Origin of the sequence: Bacteroides sp. MSK.20.82 (assembly GCF_019052485.1) — a bacterium.
Classification (GTDB): domain Bacteria; phylum Bacteroidota; class Bacteroidia; order Bacteroidales; family Bacteroidaceae; genus Bacteroides; species Bacteroides thetaiotaomicron.
Map to the genome: position 1 here is coordinate 26,942 of NZ_JAHQUN010000047.1, position 14,952 is coordinate 41,893.

The window sequence follows — 14,952 nt, forward strand, 5'->3', positions numbered from 1 at the left end:
CCTCCGGATAATGACACTATCCCATCGTGATAGTGTCACTATGACGACCGGATAGTGTCACCATCCTGACTGAAGAAAAAACTAATATTTTTTTTCATTATAAAAGTACTCAAAATGAGACACTAAGCTTTTTTCTTGCTTTTTATTGGAAAAAAGTTTCATCAAAACATTTGCAGATTTACAAAAAACAACTACCTTTGCACCCGCAATCGAGAGAGATGCAGATTAACAAAATGAAATTCTGGTTCGGTAGTTCAGTTGGTTAGAATACATGCCTGTCACGCATGGGGTCGCGGGTTCGAGTCCCGTCCGGACCGCTTCTTTTAAGTAAGAAGCAAAGAGAAATAAAATGAATTAGTCTTTAATATTTGGTGCGTTAGTTCAGTTGGTTAGAATACATGCCTGTCACGCATGGGGTCACGGGTTCGAGTCCCGTACGCACCGCGAAAGGGAGTAACATTAGTTACTCCCTTTTTTGTTGTGTATCAAGCAATTAAGGCGTTGGGAGTAGATGGAGAACATATAAAAATTGGGTGCATATTTACCGGAAACTTACCAGTATTTCCCGATTTTTCCCGATATTTTCACCTATAATGATACCGCCTTTGATACCATTTTTTTATTGTAGCGATAATCAGTAGATACCAAAACTCAAAAGAATATGAAATATCCGACAATGAGATTCGTCTTTGACCGTAAAAAGGTTGCGACAAAGACACACAAGGGACTCGTTCAAATTGAAGTTTTGAGCGAAGGTAAGAGAAAATGGATCGGAACCGGCGTTAAAGTCTATTCCGACCAATGGAATGATCGAAAGAAGATAATCAATTCGGTTGAAATGATTCAATTGAACCAGTGTCTTGATGAACAACTCCGGATTATCCAAAATTGGATTAATGAACTTATCAGCAAAAAGGAAGTTTTTGATTTTGATAAGCTGGATAGATTTTTGAGATATACCAATAAATCGGAAAGTTTTGTTGACTTTGTAGAAAGAAGAATTGAAGAGCGTGGAGATATAACGGAAAGTACCAAAGCTTCCCATCGGACATTTGCGACCTCATTACGTGAATTTGACAGAATAATATATTTTTCTGATCTCACAAAAGCCAATATCACATTGTATGATGATTGGTTACATGCTAAGGGTTATTCACAGCCGACAATATATAACTATCATAAACGTAACAAACGTTATATCCACGAGGCCATAAAGTTTGATTTGCTAAAAAATGATCCGTATAAGGGGGAGCGTTTTTCCCGTGGCAAACATGCCATCAGGAAATATTTGACTGCCGAAGAATTGAAGAAAGTGAAAGATGCTCAAATAGACTCGGAAACGATCTGTAGAGTCCGTGACCTTTTTATTTTTCAGGCATATACTGGAATATCCTATGCTGATCTTGCTAAATTCAATTTCAAACGTGACGTACAAAAACGCGGCAATAAGTATGTTATATTGGATATTCGTTTAAAGACAGAAGAAAACTATTTTATCGTATTACTGTCTCCTGCAATGGAAATATTGAAAAAATATGATTATGTGCTTCCGATTATCAGTAATCAACAATACAATTTGCGGCTTAAAATAGTTGCTGATTATGCAGGGCTTGATAGAAATTTGACCGTTCACATGAGCAGGCACACATTTGCGACAATGTGCCTGAACAATGGGGTTAAAATGGAAAATGTGAGTAAAATGCTCGGTCATACAAATGTACGCACCACACAACAATATGCTAAAGTTCTGAATGCCGAAGTGGAAAAAGACTTTGAGATGCTGGAACGGATTTTGTCATAGTATAAGAAAGCCACGCTAAAATAGTTCTACCGATATTTAGCGTGGCTTGTTTCATTTAAAATACTCCATAACTTGTGCCGATTGTTCACGGAGACCACAGCAAAGATAATTTTGAGTCATTTCCACGCTTGCATGTCCCATCATTTGGCTTATTGAGTATAAATCGGCACCGCGTAAATACAAATTGGTTGCAAAACTCCGGCGTGCCGTGTGGCTTGAAACAAATTCCCATTTTTCACCTTCCACTTCCTTTCCGGCCTTGAATACTTTAACCGCCTCTGTGATTCCGGCTTTCCGGCAAATATTACGGATATTATTGTTGAATGTCGGATCACTAACTTCTTCTTTAGGTAAATTTGTTAGTAGCTCTTTCACGATTGGCTTCAATGGCACCGTGGCATGAGTTTTAGTTTTTAGGCTGACATAAGAGATCATTCCACCCACTATATTACGGTTGTTCAACCGTGTATAGTCACTATGACGGCAACCGGTAAAGGCGCCTATTAAAAATTGTGTGCGTACCAATTGTTCGTTGGTATTCTTGGGAGCATAGGTGATAATTCGTTCAAGTTCTTCATCAGTAAGCCAAACATTAGTGCTTCTCACATTTTTTACTGAAAGGATTTTATTATAGTCTTTAGGTAGCTCAACCTCTTCATTATACAAGTTCAATACAGCTTTTAATTTGGCGGCATATTGGCGAACAGAGTTTGGTGCCAGCCGTTCTTCCATATAATCAACAAAAGTCTGCAATCGGACTTTTGAAAGATTCTCCCATGTTGCCGGGCAATCATTTGCCCGACTATACATGTTGAGTATAATTTCATATTTGGGGTATTTTGCCAAGAATGCTATACGTAAGTCTTTCATTTTTATTTCATTTCTTTATTCCAACCATCATAAATATCTTCCCAATTATCACCTAAGCCAACCCTTATGCCGAAAGCGTTGTAACATTGTTGTACCGCTTCTTTCGGTGGTAAGTATCTCCCGTCACTTAACATTATATAGCCTTCGTTTATTTCTTGTTGTAGCAAGTTTATATCTACTGGCATGATTTCATCAGGGAACAGCACCACGTTTCCTTTACTCGTTTGATAACTGACTCTTGGTAGTTCAAAATGCCCTCTCTGCCCAGTCAATAAAGAACAGATTCCGATTTCTCCAGTAATGAGATGAACTTCCGTGTTTGGCGCATTTATAACCATAAAATAGGCGTTATCGTCATTTTGGAAATGATTTACTACTCTGCCAACCCTTTCTGTATCACATCTTCTCATTCTCTCGTCCCAAAGATGTCCCATATCATCATGGAATCGGATATAATCTCTTACTTTATCCCATGTTCTTACAGACAGAAATTTCATAGCAGGTAGAGTAAGAGTTTTTTCTACACCATTATCATATTTAAGTTCATGGGTAAAGTAATGTTTTCGTGAGCCGGTAATGTGTATATCCGTAACATCAAAGTTTTCATCATATCCGTTTTCGGTGGAATATTCTTCAAGAACAACAATATCACTCTGTACGATTTCATCAACTATCTTTTGAAACTCATTATAGGCATTGGTTAGCAGGTTTTCGGTATTCATGTTGTCCTGCATGGGTATTTGTGCAACAAGTCTTATTGGGTATTCATTATGTTCTGTACCGTAGCACATATTCTCCACAATACCACAATTAACCTTCCCACATCTTTCATGAAAGAAGTCCATTGTACGCAATACATCTTGGTTGCTTAATTTCGTGGGTTGGGTGACAAACAGCACATAACTTACTTTTACCCTACTAAGAAGTTCTATATGCACGTTTGTAACACTTGGAGGCGTGTCAATAAGAACATAATCCGGGTTGATAGAGTGTATTTTCTTTTTAGCCAGTTCAAGATATTGCCTTACCATTGATTTTTCCAAGTAAATAAACTTGGAAAACATATTTCCAGAAGAGTGTACCCAAATCATTTCATGCGGATGATCGCCTTCAAATTCGGTGTTCATTGACGGGGTGTTTATATCTGCATCAATGATAAACACCTTATTCCCTTGTTTTGCAAGTAATCTTGCTATATTTGCGGTTGTTGTGGTTTTGCCTACGCCGCCTTTGCCTGAATATATTATAATAGCTTTCATATCAATTAAATATTTGGTTCAATAAATTCTATATTAGCCATTCGCATTTCATCTTCAAACGTCCATTTGTAATTGTGATTTTCCCAAAATGAAGCATATTCACAACCACGGCAAGTAACGGAATATCGGCCTTCTCCTATTTTTCTTGCTTTACAAACATCACGGAAAATCCGATTATCTATCGGAAAGTCTGTAAAACATACGATCTCTTTTCCTTCATCCAGTAGCTTTTTAAGAAGCTGATAGTCACGACTGGTTTTATATGGCATATTCATGGTTGGACTCCTTCTTTCATCAATTCAGGATTATCAAAAGCATTTCCTATCACTTCACATCTATCGCTGACGTACCACAACGGAGTAAAGCCACATGCCTTGTTCTTGTAGCAAAACATACCTTTATGAAATAATACCTCAACTGTAAATTGATAGGAGCTTTCACTTTCATGAATCAGTATTAGATCATGTTCGAAGATGCTATTACCGTTCTTATCGGTTATTTCGCTGAACTGACAGACTGTTTCGGGAATAACACCAACCCACTTGTTGGGTTCTACTTCAAAGAATACATTGTACATCTTTCTTTTGATGGTTCCATAGGAAATGGTCATACTCTTTACCCATTCACCACCGTTAACCCTTTTCGCTCTAAATTTTATCATTCTCATATAAATATCCAATTAAGATTCAAGTTTTTTAATAAATTCATTTAATCTATCGGCTGAATAATCGGTACCACCAATTATGAAGTAACCATCAACAGCAAATTTGAATGCTTCAATGGCTTTTTGTCTCATTCCTTCTTCGGCTATCGCTATTGCTGCATAGGCTTTTGCTTCTGATATGGCATATTGCACATAGCCGGTAGAATCCATCCGGTTGTCACTTTCCAAATCCAAAGTGTTACGTCTGATATAATCTTTTGCTTTTTGATTCATAATTATGCTAAAATTGCTTTATTTGTTTTCTAAATTCGTTCCATTCGTTGTTGGTAAAGTTGAAAAGAGTCTTTTTGCCTTTTTCTTCCCAATCACTTATGGCATAACCTACTAAATAAACTTTTTTAGTGCTGAAATCAAATCCCGTCACCCTATAACGTTTCTCATTATCCCGGTACATTGCCCCTTTGCATAACCTTCTGCCTTTGGAGTCTATGAAGGGTTTAATATTGCAGAATGCTTCATAGCTTTGGCAGGCTGAAATATTTCCCGAAGTAACAGCTTTCCGATAGAAATTTTCACCATAGCCCTTACCGTTGGCGTTGACTCCAAACCAGTAACCACCGCTGAATTTTGAAAATATATTCTGAAAATCCTCTTTATTGAATTTCATTTGAGATATTATAGCCAACTTTACTGCTTCATACATGGCTATGTTGACTCGTAAATAAGAATCAGTCTTTTCATTGTTCCAAACAAATTCTATCAGTTCAAAAGCTTTTGATTTTTCATTCATACTTTTGGGTATTTTCCTTCTCCTTTCGGATCAGTTCATTAATAAATTTACTCATGTTTGGTTGCTCTCTGACAAAATCAACCAAATCAATATCCAGTCTAATAGCATAGACCTTACTTTTCGTAACCGGTTTGTTTCGGCGATAACTTCTTTTGGCTTGTTTATTCTCTTCCATAATGATTCATTGATATATGTAATAATTCGTTTGAAATGGCTATAATTTAGGTTTGTTTGCCTCTTTTGTTCCGTCTCTGATTCGATGATTACCTTTGGTGTGAAAACGTCTGAAATCGCCCCAAAATAGTTCATCTGCATTTGCCTTTGGTCGGATTGTTCCCCAAACATATCGCCGTAATAGTTCGGGTAACATCATGGAAACAAACAGTAACGCTATACATTGGTGATTCAATAGTTCGGGCACAACGATTCGGCTGATAGTTCGTTCATGTTTATGTATGAAGATAGGCACCGGGAAAACCAAAGGCCGATCAATATACAATAGTTCGGGTGTGTATGCGCGTACTGGTTCATCCTCTGTTATTGGTTCGGGTACATTTGCGTTTGTTTCTTCGCTTACTGGTTCGGTTAATAGTTCAGGCAAAGAAATGCCGGATAGTTCGGTTAACATTGTTAGCCTCTGTAATGCTTTGTTTATTTGATCCTGATAAAACCAACGGGAAATAAAATCTATCAGAGCTACCAAAGCAAAGACAAACGCCGGTGTTTTCGTTTATGCATCCACATATAAGGCCGGTAAATGTGTTCCCGGTTCTCTTACCGGTTCTTTTTCCGGGATGATCGGAGCTTTGGCGCGATCTAAAGCCTTTATATTACATTTTAAGTTCGGGCAAATAGAATCATTTATAAATGCAGGCATAACCACACCTATACGCGCCGTCTTATCATCAAAGACCGCCGCCCGATCAGGTGCAACCAGCCACACGCCACCAGTCCAGCCGGAAAGCAAGGGGATAACGTTTGATGCAAAGAAACCTAACTTTATATCAATTAAAGCGGCTTTTTCCAATGTTGCACAAAGTTCTTTGTGTCCGTTACTGCCTGCATCATTATAAGATAAATAAACTTTATTATCTCCGGCAATAGTACGAAGTGAAAAACCGCTTTTTTTGTTTCGTTTGGCTATTTCTTTTACAAAACCGGCAACCGCTTTTAATTCGCTTTTCTGAATCTTTATAAATCCGTCTTTTGAAAGATGGGGGTACACAAGCCGGTAATTAGGGAAATATCCGGCAAAATCACAAACAAAGGTTTGTTTCTTGTCGTTGGTTATTTCTGTAATATTGCCGCCGTCCTGATTACAAACACAAACAGAACACCGGCCAACCATTTCTTTTAAATGTTTGGGATTGATAAATAATTTTAGACCGTCAGGTAAAAGCCCGGATGTTTCAATAATTACGGGGTATTCTTTTAATGTACGCCCGTCAGAAGCAACTAAAGCCGATTTGTAAGGATCAAGATAAATATAATTAAATGCCGGTCTTAAAGGATCTTTTGTTACTAATTTAGTGATATTTAGATGTTCCTTTATAATCCACATATCAAAGGAGCAAACAATATTTTCGCGCTCTTCTATTTTGGTAAACCTTGTTTTATTGGCTTGTTTGGTGCTTATCAGCTTTTCAAATTGCCAAACAAGATTAAAAACCTGATCCACTGGAAAGGAACATTTAAAGCTGTTTATTTGTACAGTCCTAAAATCCGTTATATTTAGTTTGGCATCAACGCAAAGATATTTTATATTTATCTCGTTCCCGTTGGCATCTTTCAGTTTTGCAAGCTCCGCGGCGGTATAGGTGCCGGGAGCTATTTCTATTTCATTTGTAAAAACGTCGTTTGCTATTTTAACCAATTCGGCCAAAATGAGGCCGTTAAATTCTTTTTCATTCATAACATTAAATAGTTAGATATTTTACACCAAAGTAAAAGCCTAAAGCAAGGCAAAAAAGCAAGTAAATAGGAAGCAGCCAAAGACCGCCAAACACGCTAAAGCAGATTAATAAAACTACTATTAGCCAAATAATTACGCCCACCATGTTAGAAAGTAGGGTTTTCAAGCTCTTGCAAAAAATCTTCCTCCGTTATACTCTCACATATATTTGAGCCATCAACATAAACACTAAATCCGGTTGCGGTACGGAATACTTCTAATTTGTGCGTTTCTCCGTTTGGGGATTCTATTATATAAGTAGTCATAATATAAAAGTTTAAAGGAATGCCGGAAAACCGTCCGGCGCGGTGGAATATTTGTATTATTCGTTTATGTTATGCAAATTACATTTCCAAACGTGTTTAGGAAATGAACCGTCTTTGTTAAGGCTAACAATAGATGTATTATCCCCGTTATCCTTTATTACATAAACTATAAGTTTTCTAAATCCGTATAATCCAATATGATATAATATCTTTTTCTCCATAAATTTAAAATTTGTCTGATTGATCATTTTTATTTATGAAGTCTTTTAATTTCTTGGGATCGGTGCCGGAGATGAACACCACGGCACCGAATAAAAGCAGCATTAAACAAAACATATTCTAACTATTTAGCATTATAATAAATGTTTGGTTCTGATGTTACGTTATATATATAGCTTCCACAACGCACCAGCAGCGCGGCAACGCCGTAATACTGTTTTTTCATTCCTCTAATACTGCCGGATTTATGAAAGTTCGGGAAACGGGATATATTCACCCGTTTTCCTTCTTCTTTTGTTATTCTACGTACTTTCATAAGGCTATTTCATTTTAAAAGTTATGCCAACAGGTAACAAAGAACGGTTAACACTGGAAACGAATTTATTAAAATCGTTCTCCGTTACTTTTGTTTCGTGGTCTCTCCAATTAAAAACAAGCTCGTTACTATGATCGTAATATATTACATTACTAACTGATAACCCGGCATCAAGAACGGCCAACATAACCCGCTTTTCATTTTCGGCCTTTTCTTGTTTCTTTTCACAGTTGTTAATTATTTCAGCGCGTTTTTTCTCGTATGCTTTGCGCTTTTCTTCGTCTTTTCGCGCTTGTACAGCTTCAGGACGATAATAACCATCGTTTATTCTGTTAGTTATAGTTGTACGTTCTTCGTCCGTCAATTTCAAAGTAAAACGTTCGTTTTCCGGCTTATATGGGTTTTCCCATGTTTGCCCGGTTAACTCTTCCAGCTTTTTTAAAGCCTCGTTAGATTCTCTTTTCCAGCGTTCAACGATACCAAGCGTATAAAGAAGGTATTTAAAGTATTGTTTATCTTCTGCCTGATAAAGCAAATTATATTCTGTTTCCGTGATACGCAAATAGTTAATTGCAGTTTCTTTGCTGCTGTTCGTAATATGGTAAAACCCGTTTTCAACTGGGTACATTGGCGCGCCGTAATGATTAGACAAATGAAGATCAACGAACATTTTAAACTGTGGGAAACGCTTTAGTATTTCTTCATGGCAGCAACCACCAGCACACCAAACGAAACGCCCGTTTTTGCGTTGTTCGTAAATATCCGCCGTTATACTCCAATCGCATATATTATTTTTGCAATCATCAGCCAGTAATATTTTAACATCGATTTTAAAGGTTGTCCCGGCTTGAATATATCTTTTTGATACTGTGTAAAAAAGTCTATTTGTAGTAGTCATAATACAAAGTTTTAAAGGGTGAATAATGAAAAGTAAGAAGTAACCCGGAGCCATGACAGCCCCGGAAATAATTACTATTTATTGTTTGCAAGGTATTCCACGCATCCAATAATGTATATTGCATGTTCTTTGGCTGCTTGTTCTTTTTCTTGCTTGGTTGCGGTCTTATGATCCTGATCGGAAAGCATTTTAGCCGCCATCCGGACGATCTTTTTCATAGTGGAACAGTTTGCAAGATATTCAACGGAAGGAGTTAAACCGCGGTTTACTTTTTTCAAAAGTGCATTTTGCAGCCATTCAGTAAGCGCGTAAATATCGCGAGAATTGCGAATGTAGATAATTAGCAAATTTGTATTCATAACGCAAAATTTAAAGGGTGAAACTTGGTTTGTCTTTGTTTTTCCCTTAACTTTGCGTTGTCACTGTGGTAGGTGATCCGATAAACGCAAAGTTTAAAGGGAGGCCGGGAAGAGTCGCCAAACTCGACCCGGTTTTTTATTAGTATGAAATCTTTTGAATACGATCAAAAGGAATTAACAACGCTATATGTTTATCTTGATAGTGAATCAATTCAAAACTATTTGCCGTTGATAGTCTTATAATAGCGGCTTTTTTCGCTGTTTCTTGAAATACATCAAAATGAACCTTCAAACGGTTGCAACAGTTTGTGCCCTCTGGGGCTACATGTACAGCGTTTAGCGTTACATTTTTGTTTTGTAAGTTTAGTAATACTTCCATGATCTTATATTTTAAATTAAACATTCAACCAAGAAGGAAGTAAAAGCGGGATTTGTGGTAGGTGATCCGATCTTTTATCTCCTTTTCTGTATTACAAAGATACGAATAATATTTGTAATACAAAACAAAATGTACTTTTATTTTTAAGAAAATGTCCTGTTTTTGCATTTATTAATATTTATATAAATAACTAATAATCAATATATTACACAATGATGCAAATGTAAATATAAAGCATTTATGAAGTAATGAAATATTTGTAATGTGCAGGCTTTAAATATGCTTATTTGCTTTATTTGTAGCCTTTGTTTAACTTTGTAGCAAGTTACAGAGCGCGAGACGCCAATATAATGAACTCTTTTATATCGTTTTATATGGTGTACAGTAAGCGCGTAACAGATTTACAGCAAATTTATCAATTAACCCCGGATGATGTTTTCTTTTGTATGCTTGTTGCATCCGGCGCCAGTCGTGGCGAAGCATACGCAACTATATTTAGACCACGATCAACCAAAATAGAAACGGCGCAACGCGGAGCCGCCCAGCTTGCAAAGGATAAACCCGGCATTAATAAATTGATACGGTCTTTTGAAGATAACCGCGCCGCCTTCCTTCCTGACAATGATAGCCCCAAAAGCAAGAAGAAAAAGAAAAACACAGAAGCAGAAGAGGAAGAAAAAGCCGGGAATGTTGTACAATACCGGGATAAAGACGCGGTTTTATCAGGTCTCGAACAAACTTTGCCTTATTTGAGGGGGAAAGATCGTGCGGATGTATTAATGAAAATTGCCGATCTCCAGCAAATGAAGAAGGACGAAAATACAGAAGAAGAGGAAACAGTACATTATTATCTGCCTTTGCAGTGTTATAGATGCAGCCTTTTTATAGCTGATCGAGCAAAGCGGAAAGCAGAAGAAGCGGAAAAGCCGGATTATATTTAATATTATAGGTATAATATAAAGAGAATCAAGGCAAAGCGCGGCTTTTCTCCTTCTTTGCCGGTCAACTGGGGAATGAAAGCAGGGAGGGCACCCCCCCCGGCTACCCAAGACACCAAGCATGTTTCAATCCCGGTCAAGATTTTTATTTTTTTTCTTTTTTGGAGTCAATAATGGATGTTTTTAAGGCTTTTCCAATGATAAATTACAAAAGTGAATGTCTGATGTATAGTTTTACTTCTGAAAATGTATAGTATATGTATGGTTTACTTCATAACTATACATGTGTAAATCATTCATTATTAAGTCAATGGAAATTTAATGTATAGTATGTATAGTTTATATGTAAATTGCGTATGGAAAAAAATATATATAATATGGTTTGCATAAAAAACTATACATACTATGCACTATTTTTCCATTGATTTGTATTTCAATATGTTATATATGTATAGTTGCCTTTAAAACCCTACATAAACCATACATATCAGAGAGAATGCTCCATCTGTATTTCCTATTGAAATAGAGTCGTTATCCTTTGTTTGCCAATATTTTATGATTACTTATATTGAATGGTGCTATGAATACAAAATATGATAAAAAAGCCTTCAAAAGCACGTGTTTATTCTATATTTTAAGTAGAAAATAATAGTATTTATATGATAATTATGTAGAAAATAGACTATATTTGTGGCGTAAAACGGCCTGAAAATAGGCATAAAACTATCAAAAACACTTGTTTTTGAATATATAATGATATTTTATGAAAATACATGAGTTTGATCCGGTGATATATCCACGCAAGTTGTGGGTTGCAGTCAGTACAGATACATTTTCAGATAGATTTGAAGGTGTAAGTGAATGGGATGATACTGCTGATGCCATTGTGGACTGTGTTCGTGATAAACTGCGAAATTTGGGTGTATTCTTGTCCGATTTGAAAGTAAGAATGCCATTACTATAGCAAATATCGCTCATGAAAGTTCACATATAGCGATGAACATATTTGATTATATAGGTGCAAAAGTGGATTTAGCTAATCAGGAAACATTCTCGTATCTTGTTGGATGGGTTGCTGACTGTATCAATCAGGTAAGGACTGGTAAATTTAAAGACTGAAATGGAGTCGGGAAAGTATAGGAAGTTGTTAAATGAGGTCTTTGGGCTTATGAAAGGCGAGAAACTGGATGCCGCCTTACAAGAGTCCAAAAGTGCAGCGCGTGTTGACGCTGTGCAGGACTTGATGCGTGCAGCCATTATACGATCTTCGATTTGTAAGTTCAATGGTACTCCTTACTATTTCAGTGGCCGGATATATGAAGAGATGGCATGGGATGATTTTGGTAACCTGATATATGACTTGATGCGTAAATGCAAAATGCCCAATGGTGATTATTCCCGTGTGGAGGGTGTACTGAAAGTCTGTAAGCGTGTGGTGGCAGGAAAAGCCTTGAAGCCTGATAATGCCATTGTGGTGTTCAATAACTGTGTGTTTGATATGAATGCTCGCCGTGCACATTCTTTCAACCGCCGTTGGGTACAGACTACATGCGTTCCCTATGACTACAAGCCGGAAGAGCATGTCTTTCTTTGGAGAATGTTCCTGGATGAAGTTTTGCCGGACAAAAACATGCAAAAAGTTTTGCAGGAGTTTCTTGGAAGTATTTTTGTTGACCGGCGTGTGGCGAAAATGGAAACTATGCTTGTTCTTCGTGGCTCCGGCTCCAATGGCAAAAGTGTAGTCTTTGAAACGATCATGGGCATACTTGGCCGGGAGAATGTCAGCAATTTCGGCATAGGTGCATTGATTACTGGAAATGAGAGAAAAAAAAATATCGCTTTCATTAATGGCAAGCGGTTGAACTACTGTTCTGAAATACAAGCGTTAGAGTTTGGTAAGGATAGTGACACGTTGAAGAGCCTTATCAGTGGTGAACCTACCGAAGCCCGGCCTATCTATGGCGATAACTTCACTGCTTACAATATTCCCCTGCTTATGGCAAATGCCAACCAAATGCCGTATTTGAAAGACTGGAGCTATGGAATGAGGCGGCGTATTTGCATTATTCCCTTTGAGGTGGAGATACCCAAAGCCCGGCAGAAAAAAGAACTGTCACGGGATTTGGAGGCCGAATACCCAGCTATATTCAATTGGATATTGGAAGGACGTGACCGTTTTATCGCCAATGGTTATAAGTTGACAGACAGTAAGGAGCTTGAAAATGTCATGGATGAATATCAGTCGGAAAGTAGTACCGTAATGAAGTTCATGTATCAAATGAACTATCTGTGCCGCTATGAGGAAATTGCCGATATTGAACCCAAATGGATGTCTTCGGCCATTCTGTACCGGAAATATTGCAAATGGTGTAGGGACAATAATGCCAAAGAAGAGAATGTGACAGTATTCGGACGTATTCTTTCGGAAGCCGGTTATCGTAAAAAAAGAACCCCGAATGGTCAGGTGTATGGTTTGTATGGAACAGCCTTGACGGAAAAACTCTATTATGAGAAACGGGAAGACCTACGGGGTAACTATAAGCAAAGGATCGCTAAACCGGTTTATCAAGATGGCAAACGATACGCTTATACCCATGAAGGGCTTGCGGCCTGCTTGTCATTGAGCATTTATCAAGTCCAGCGTTTGTTCCGGGAGAAGAAACTGGAGGGGACGTACCACATGGAGAAGAGAACAACTGTTTTTGACTTGGACGCTGTGGAGAAGATTATCAAACAATTAAAAATAAGAACCAAATAGTATGATCGCACCGGATGAATTTGCAGAGGTTATTGAAAAAATAGATAACCTACGGGGAGCATTGGAAATCCCTATGCCAGCTGGATTTCATGTAAATCAAATGAAGCGTGAGCTTGAAGAAGTATCAGACAAATTAAAACGGATTTACGTTGAGGAAGAAGACGAAAATCCATGGGAGGAATAAGCATGGCAGTAAAATTTAGACACAAGGAAACGGGATTGTTCTTTTGCAGGGCAAAGGGATTATCCCCTTCAAGAAGAGATTATGACAAACTTGGAGAAGAAGGTATTTTTAGGAAAAGGCATTTGTCTAAGCGAGGAAGAATCTACGAAAGCGCAACTGAAAATCAGAAACGGGATTGGATTGGTAAGAAACATGCAGATGAATTTGAAATAGTAAAAGTATGAAAAATATGAATCACATAGAGTTAAGTGTTGAGCTGATGTCTATTCTTCGGGCCTTGAACTATTCATGTGAATTGAAGACAATAGAAGGTAAGAGCATTGTAATGGATATAGCAGTGCAAGGAGAATTGTCTGTCAGACACCAAAAAATGATTGAAATGCTTCTTGGTGGATTTCTCTCTGAATTTTATTGGGTAAATGGGAAGCATCATATTTATATCAGAGAAGAGTGCAAAGGGCTTCTTCCTGATGATGATAGGTATAGTTGCTTGATTCATGAAATGAATAAAGTATCATCGGATGAAGAACGTATAAACTCTTACGGTAAGGAATACTTTTTTAATCTTGGAGATAGATTTGAACGTAAATTAAAAATAGGATTATGAGCAAAAAAACAAATGGTATTCAGGTAGGTAACTTTATTGTTACGAGGGATAATGGTAGTGAACATGACTGGATCAGTATTAAGGCAGTGTCAGGTTTTTGGAGTATGCGTTTTCGGGATGATAACGGAATGTTTTCCCGGATTCGGGAGTTAACCAACAATAAGGAACTTCGTGAATATTTGGAAACATGGATCAAAGTATGTTTCCTTATTAGTAATGCAACCCCTGACGTTAAGTTTATGGAAGAGTTTTTTAAAAGCTATTCTGATCTTACCGAACGGCTACGAGGCTTGCAGCAACCAGTATCACCGGAAGATGATGCCAAGATACTGGAAGAAGAGAGAAACATGAATAGTATCAAGGAAGGTATTAAGGAGGAACATAAAAATGAGGGTACCGACTGATAAGGAAATTGAAGAGGCCAAAGAATACCTCCGTCAACGTCTGGATGCGGAGCTATCCATGCGTACCAATCTTCAAATTGTAATGATCGAGGCGGCAAAGCAAATTATAGATATTTCATACCGGTACAAGATCAGCCCTGAACTATTCCGTTTTTCAGCAAACAGACAGTTGCAGGAGGAAGTGGATGCCATTATTTTATCCCTTCTTGAAATAATTGAAGACTATACTTATACTGTAGATACTAATTGAAAAGTGCGCTGTATTCTAATTGAAAAGAGCTCCATCCAT

23 protein-coding genes and 2 tRNA genes are annotated in these 14,952 nt (G+C 37.5%); 11 read left to right on the forward strand and 14 right to left on the reverse strand.

Annotated elements, in window-relative coordinates; all coding sequences use genetic code 11:
• Positions 1-243: 243 nt before the first annotated feature.
• The 3 genes from KTR07_RS23275 to KTR07_RS23285 all read left to right on the forward strand — a co-directional run bounded on the left by KTR07_RS23275 (position 244) and on the right by KTR07_RS23285 (position 1,801).
• Positions 244-317, forward strand: a tRNA-Asp gene (locus KTR07_RS23275).
• Between the two features lie 53 nt (positions 318-370).
• A tRNA-Asp gene (locus KTR07_RS23280) sits at positions 371-444 on the forward strand.
• A 217-nt stretch (positions 445-661) separates the two neighbouring features.
• Positions 662-1,801, forward strand: a complete 1,140-nt coding sequence (locus tag KTR07_RS23285) for a site-specific integrase (RefSeq protein WP_007846549.1) — start codon at positions 662-664, stop codon at positions 1,799-1,801.
• Between the two features lie 51 nt (positions 1,802-1,852).
• On the opposite strand, the gene KTR07_RS23290 is transcribed toward KTR07_RS23285, so the two are convergent.
• From KTR07_RS23290 to KTR07_RS23350, 14 genes are all read right to left on the reverse strand, one after another.
• Positions 1,853-2,671 (reverse strand): site-specific integrase, encoded by an 819-nt coding sequence (locus KTR07_RS23290; RefSeq protein WP_004326975.1) that lies wholly within the window; start codon positions 2,669-2,671, stop codon positions 1,853-1,855.
• 2 nt (positions 2,672-2,673) lie between these two features.
• Positions 2,674-3,930: a P-loop NTPase gene (locus KTR07_RS23295; protein WP_007846551.1), complete on the reverse strand. Its 1,257-nt coding sequence runs from the start codon at positions 3,928-3,930 to the stop codon at positions 2,674-2,676.
• Between the two features lie 5 nt (positions 3,931-3,935).
• Positions 3,936-4,205, reverse strand: a complete 270-nt coding sequence (locus KTR07_RS23300; protein ID WP_007846552.1) for a hypothetical protein — start codon at positions 4,203-4,205, stop codon at positions 3,936-3,938.
• Entirely contained in the window at positions 4,202-4,597 is a 396-nt protein-coding gene (locus KTR07_RS23305) for a YopX family protein (RefSeq protein WP_007846553.1), read from the reverse strand. Before KTR07_RS23305 ends, KTR07_RS23300 begins: the two co-directional genes overlap by 4 nt.
• Before the next feature lie 12 nt (positions 4,598-4,609).
• On the reverse strand, positions 4,610-4,867 hold the full coding sequence (locus KTR07_RS23310; protein ID WP_007846554.1) for a hypothetical protein: 258 nt from the start codon (positions 4,865-4,867) through the stop codon (positions 4,610-4,612).
• A gap of 7 nt (positions 4,868-4,874) precedes the next feature.
• A complete protein-coding gene (locus KTR07_RS23315; RefSeq protein ID WP_007846555.1) occupies positions 4,875-5,384 on the reverse strand; it encodes a hypothetical protein in 510 nt (169 codons plus the stop codon).
• The gene (locus KTR07_RS23320) at positions 5,377-5,559 is read right to left on the reverse strand and encodes a hypothetical protein (protein WP_007846556.1); all 183 of its coding nucleotides are present in this window, start codon (positions 5,557-5,559) and stop codon (positions 5,377-5,379) included. Before KTR07_RS23320 ends, KTR07_RS23315 begins: the two co-directional genes overlap by 8 nt.
• A 39-nt stretch (positions 5,560-5,598) precedes the next feature.
• Entirely contained in the window at positions 5,599-6,012 is a 414-nt protein-coding gene (locus tag KTR07_RS28525) for a hypothetical protein (RefSeq protein WP_254306570.1), read from the reverse strand.
• A gap of 102 nt (positions 6,013-6,114) precedes the next feature.
• Positions 6,115-7,296 (reverse strand): hypothetical protein, encoded by a 1,182-nt coding sequence (locus tag KTR07_RS23325; RefSeq protein ID WP_254305274.1) that lies wholly within the window; start codon positions 7,294-7,296, stop codon positions 6,115-6,117.
• A 146-nt stretch (positions 7,297-7,442) separates the two neighbouring features.
• Positions 7,443-7,601, reverse strand: a complete 159-nt coding sequence (locus KTR07_RS23330) for a hypothetical protein (protein WP_007846560.1) — start codon at positions 7,599-7,601, stop codon at positions 7,443-7,445.
• A 343-nt stretch (positions 7,602-7,944) separates the two neighbouring features.
• Complete coding sequence (locus KTR07_RS23335) at positions 7,945-8,136, reverse strand: hypothetical protein (RefSeq protein ID WP_007846565.1); 192 nt, start codon at positions 8,134-8,136, stop codon at positions 7,945-7,947.
• Positions 8,137-8,140: 4 nt separating this feature from the next.
• Positions 8,141-9,034 carry a hypothetical protein gene (locus KTR07_RS23340; RefSeq protein WP_007846566.1) on the reverse strand — a complete coding sequence of 298 codons (894 nt, stop codon included), beginning with the start codon at positions 9,032-9,034 and terminating at the stop codon, positions 8,141-8,143.
• Between the two features lie 74 nt (positions 9,035-9,108).
• Positions 9,109-9,393: a hypothetical protein gene (locus KTR07_RS23345; protein WP_007846567.1), complete on the reverse strand. Its 285-nt coding sequence runs from the start codon at positions 9,391-9,393 to the stop codon at positions 9,109-9,111.
• Between the two features lie 139 nt (positions 9,394-9,532).
• Positions 9,533-9,772: a hypothetical protein gene (locus KTR07_RS23350; protein ID WP_004327398.1), complete on the reverse strand. Its 240-nt coding sequence runs from the start codon at positions 9,770-9,772 to the stop codon at positions 9,533-9,535.
• 374 nt (positions 9,773-10,146) lie between these two features.
• Here KTR07_RS23350 and KTR07_RS23355 point away from each other — a divergent pair, with 374 nt between their 5' ends.
• The 8 genes from KTR07_RS23355 (at position 10,147) to KTR07_RS23390 (ending at position 14,913) form a co-directional block, all read left to right on the forward strand.
• Positions 10,147-10,713 carry a hypothetical protein gene (locus KTR07_RS23355; protein WP_007846570.1) on the forward strand — a complete coding sequence of 189 codons (567 nt, stop codon included), beginning with the start codon at positions 10,147-10,149 and terminating at the stop codon, positions 10,711-10,713.
• 760 nt (positions 10,714-11,473) lie between these two features.
• Positions 11,474-11,674, forward strand: coding sequence for a hypothetical protein (locus KTR07_RS28530; RefSeq protein WP_007846572.1), 201 nt, complete (start codon positions 11,474-11,476; stop codon positions 11,672-11,674).
• A gap of 156 nt (positions 11,675-11,830) precedes the next feature.
• Positions 11,831-13,468 (forward strand): phage/plasmid primase, P4 family, encoded by a 1,638-nt coding sequence (locus KTR07_RS23365; protein WP_007846574.1) that lies wholly within the window; start codon positions 11,831-11,833, stop codon positions 13,466-13,468.
• A gap of 1 nt (position 13,469) precedes the next feature.
• The gene (locus tag KTR07_RS23370; protein WP_005794436.1) at positions 13,470-13,652 is read left to right on the forward strand and encodes a hypothetical protein; all 183 of its coding nucleotides are present in this window, start codon (positions 13,470-13,472) and stop codon (positions 13,650-13,652) included.
• The gene (locus KTR07_RS23375; protein ID WP_007846577.1) at positions 13,640-13,876 is read left to right on the forward strand and encodes a hypothetical protein; all 237 of its coding nucleotides are present in this window, start codon (positions 13,640-13,642) and stop codon (positions 13,874-13,876) included. Before KTR07_RS23370 ends, KTR07_RS23375 begins: the two co-directional genes overlap by 13 nt.
• Before the next feature lie 5 nt (positions 13,877-13,881).
• Positions 13,882-14,259, forward strand: a complete 378-nt coding sequence (locus KTR07_RS23380; protein ID WP_007846579.1) for a hypothetical protein — start codon at positions 13,882-13,884, stop codon at positions 14,257-14,259.
• Positions 14,256-14,663 (forward strand): hypothetical protein, encoded by a 408-nt coding sequence (locus KTR07_RS23385; protein ID WP_005794432.1) that lies wholly within the window; start codon positions 14,256-14,258, stop codon positions 14,661-14,663. The genes KTR07_RS23380 and KTR07_RS23385 overlap by 4 nt, the downstream gene beginning before the upstream one ends.
• Positions 14,647-14,913: a hypothetical protein gene (locus tag KTR07_RS23390; protein ID WP_254305273.1), complete on the forward strand. Its 267-nt coding sequence runs from the start codon at positions 14,647-14,649 to the stop codon at positions 14,911-14,913. Before KTR07_RS23385 ends, KTR07_RS23390 begins: the two co-directional genes overlap by 17 nt.
• Positions 14,914-14,952 lie beyond the last annotated feature (39 nt).

Coding starts and splice junctions, on each gene's coding strand:
- KTR07_RS28525 (WP_254306570.1), bottom strand. CDS start 6,012: ATGTTAACCGAACTATCCGGCATTTCTTTGCCTGAACTATTAACCGAA.
- KTR07_RS23320 (WP_007846556.1), bottom strand. CDS start 5,559: ATGGAAGAGAATAAACAAGCCAAAAGAAGTTATCGCCGAAACAAACCG.
- KTR07_RS23380 (WP_007846579.1), top strand. CDS start 13,882: ATGAATCACATAGAGTTAAGTGTTGAGCTGATGTCTATTCTTCGGGCC.
- KTR07_RS23315 (WP_007846555.1), bottom strand. CDS start 5,384: ATGAATGAAAAATCAAAAGCTTTTGAACTGATAGAATTTGTTTGGAAC.
- KTR07_RS23335 (WP_007846565.1), bottom strand. CDS start 8,136: ATGAAAGTACGTAGAATAACAAAAGAAGAAGGAAAACGGGTGAATATA.
- KTR07_RS23365 (WP_007846574.1), top strand. CDS start 11,831: ATGGAGTCGGGAAAGTATAGGAAGTTGTTAAATGAGGTCTTTGGGCTT.
- KTR07_RS23285 (WP_007846549.1), top strand. CDS start 662: ATGAAATATCCGACAATGAGATTCGTCTTTGACCGTAAAAAGGTTGCG.
- KTR07_RS23355 (WP_007846570.1), top strand. CDS start 10,147: ATGGTGTACAGTAAGCGCGTAACAGATTTACAGCAAATTTATCAATTA.
- KTR07_RS23350 (WP_004327398.1), bottom strand. CDS start 9,772: ATGGAAGTATTACTAAACTTACAAAACAAAAATGTAACGCTAAACGCT.
- KTR07_RS23325 (WP_254305274.1), bottom strand. CDS start 7,296: ATGAATGAAAAAGAATTTAACGGCCTCATTTTGGCCGAATTGGTTAAA.
- KTR07_RS23330 (WP_007846560.1), bottom strand. CDS start 7,601: ATGACTACTTATATAATAGAATCCCCAAACGGAGAAACGCACAAATTA.
- KTR07_RS23290 (WP_004326975.1), bottom strand. CDS start 2,671: ATGAAAGACTTACGTATAGCATTCTTGGCAAAATACCCCAAATATGAA.
- KTR07_RS23305 (WP_007846553.1), bottom strand. CDS start 4,597: ATGAGAATGATAAAATTTAGAGCGAAAAGGGTTAACGGTGGTGAATGG.
- KTR07_RS23345 (WP_007846567.1), bottom strand. CDS start 9,393: ATGAATACAAATTTGCTAATTATCTACATTCGCAATTCTCGCGATATT.
- KTR07_RS23385 (WP_005794432.1), top strand. CDS start 14,256: ATGAGCAAAAAAACAAATGGTATTCAGGTAGGTAACTTTATTGTTACG.
- KTR07_RS23300 (WP_007846552.1), bottom strand. CDS start 4,205: ATGAATATGCCATATAAAACCAGTCGTGACTATCAGCTTCTTAAAAAG.
- KTR07_RS23390 (WP_254305273.1), top strand. CDS start 14,647: ATGAGGGTACCGACTGATAAGGAAATTGAAGAGGCCAAAGAATACCTC.
- KTR07_RS23295 (WP_007846551.1), bottom strand. CDS start 3,930: ATGAAAGCTATTATAATATATTCAGGCAAAGGCGGCGTAGGCAAAACC.
- KTR07_RS23370 (WP_005794436.1), top strand. CDS start 13,470: ATGATCGCACCGGATGAATTTGCAGAGGTTATTGAAAAAATAGATAAC.
- KTR07_RS23375 (WP_007846577.1), top strand. CDS start 13,640: ATGGGAGGAATAAGCATGGCAGTAAAATTTAGACACAAGGAAACGGGA.
- KTR07_RS28530 (WP_007846572.1), top strand. CDS start 11,474: ATGAAAATACATGAGTTTGATCCGGTGATATATCCACGCAAGTTGTGG.
- KTR07_RS23340 (WP_007846566.1), bottom strand. CDS start 9,034: ATGACTACTACAAATAGACTTTTTTACACAGTATCAAAAAGATATATT.
- KTR07_RS23310 (WP_007846554.1), bottom strand. CDS start 4,867: ATGAATCAAAAAGCAAAAGATTATATCAGACGTAACACTTTGGATTTG.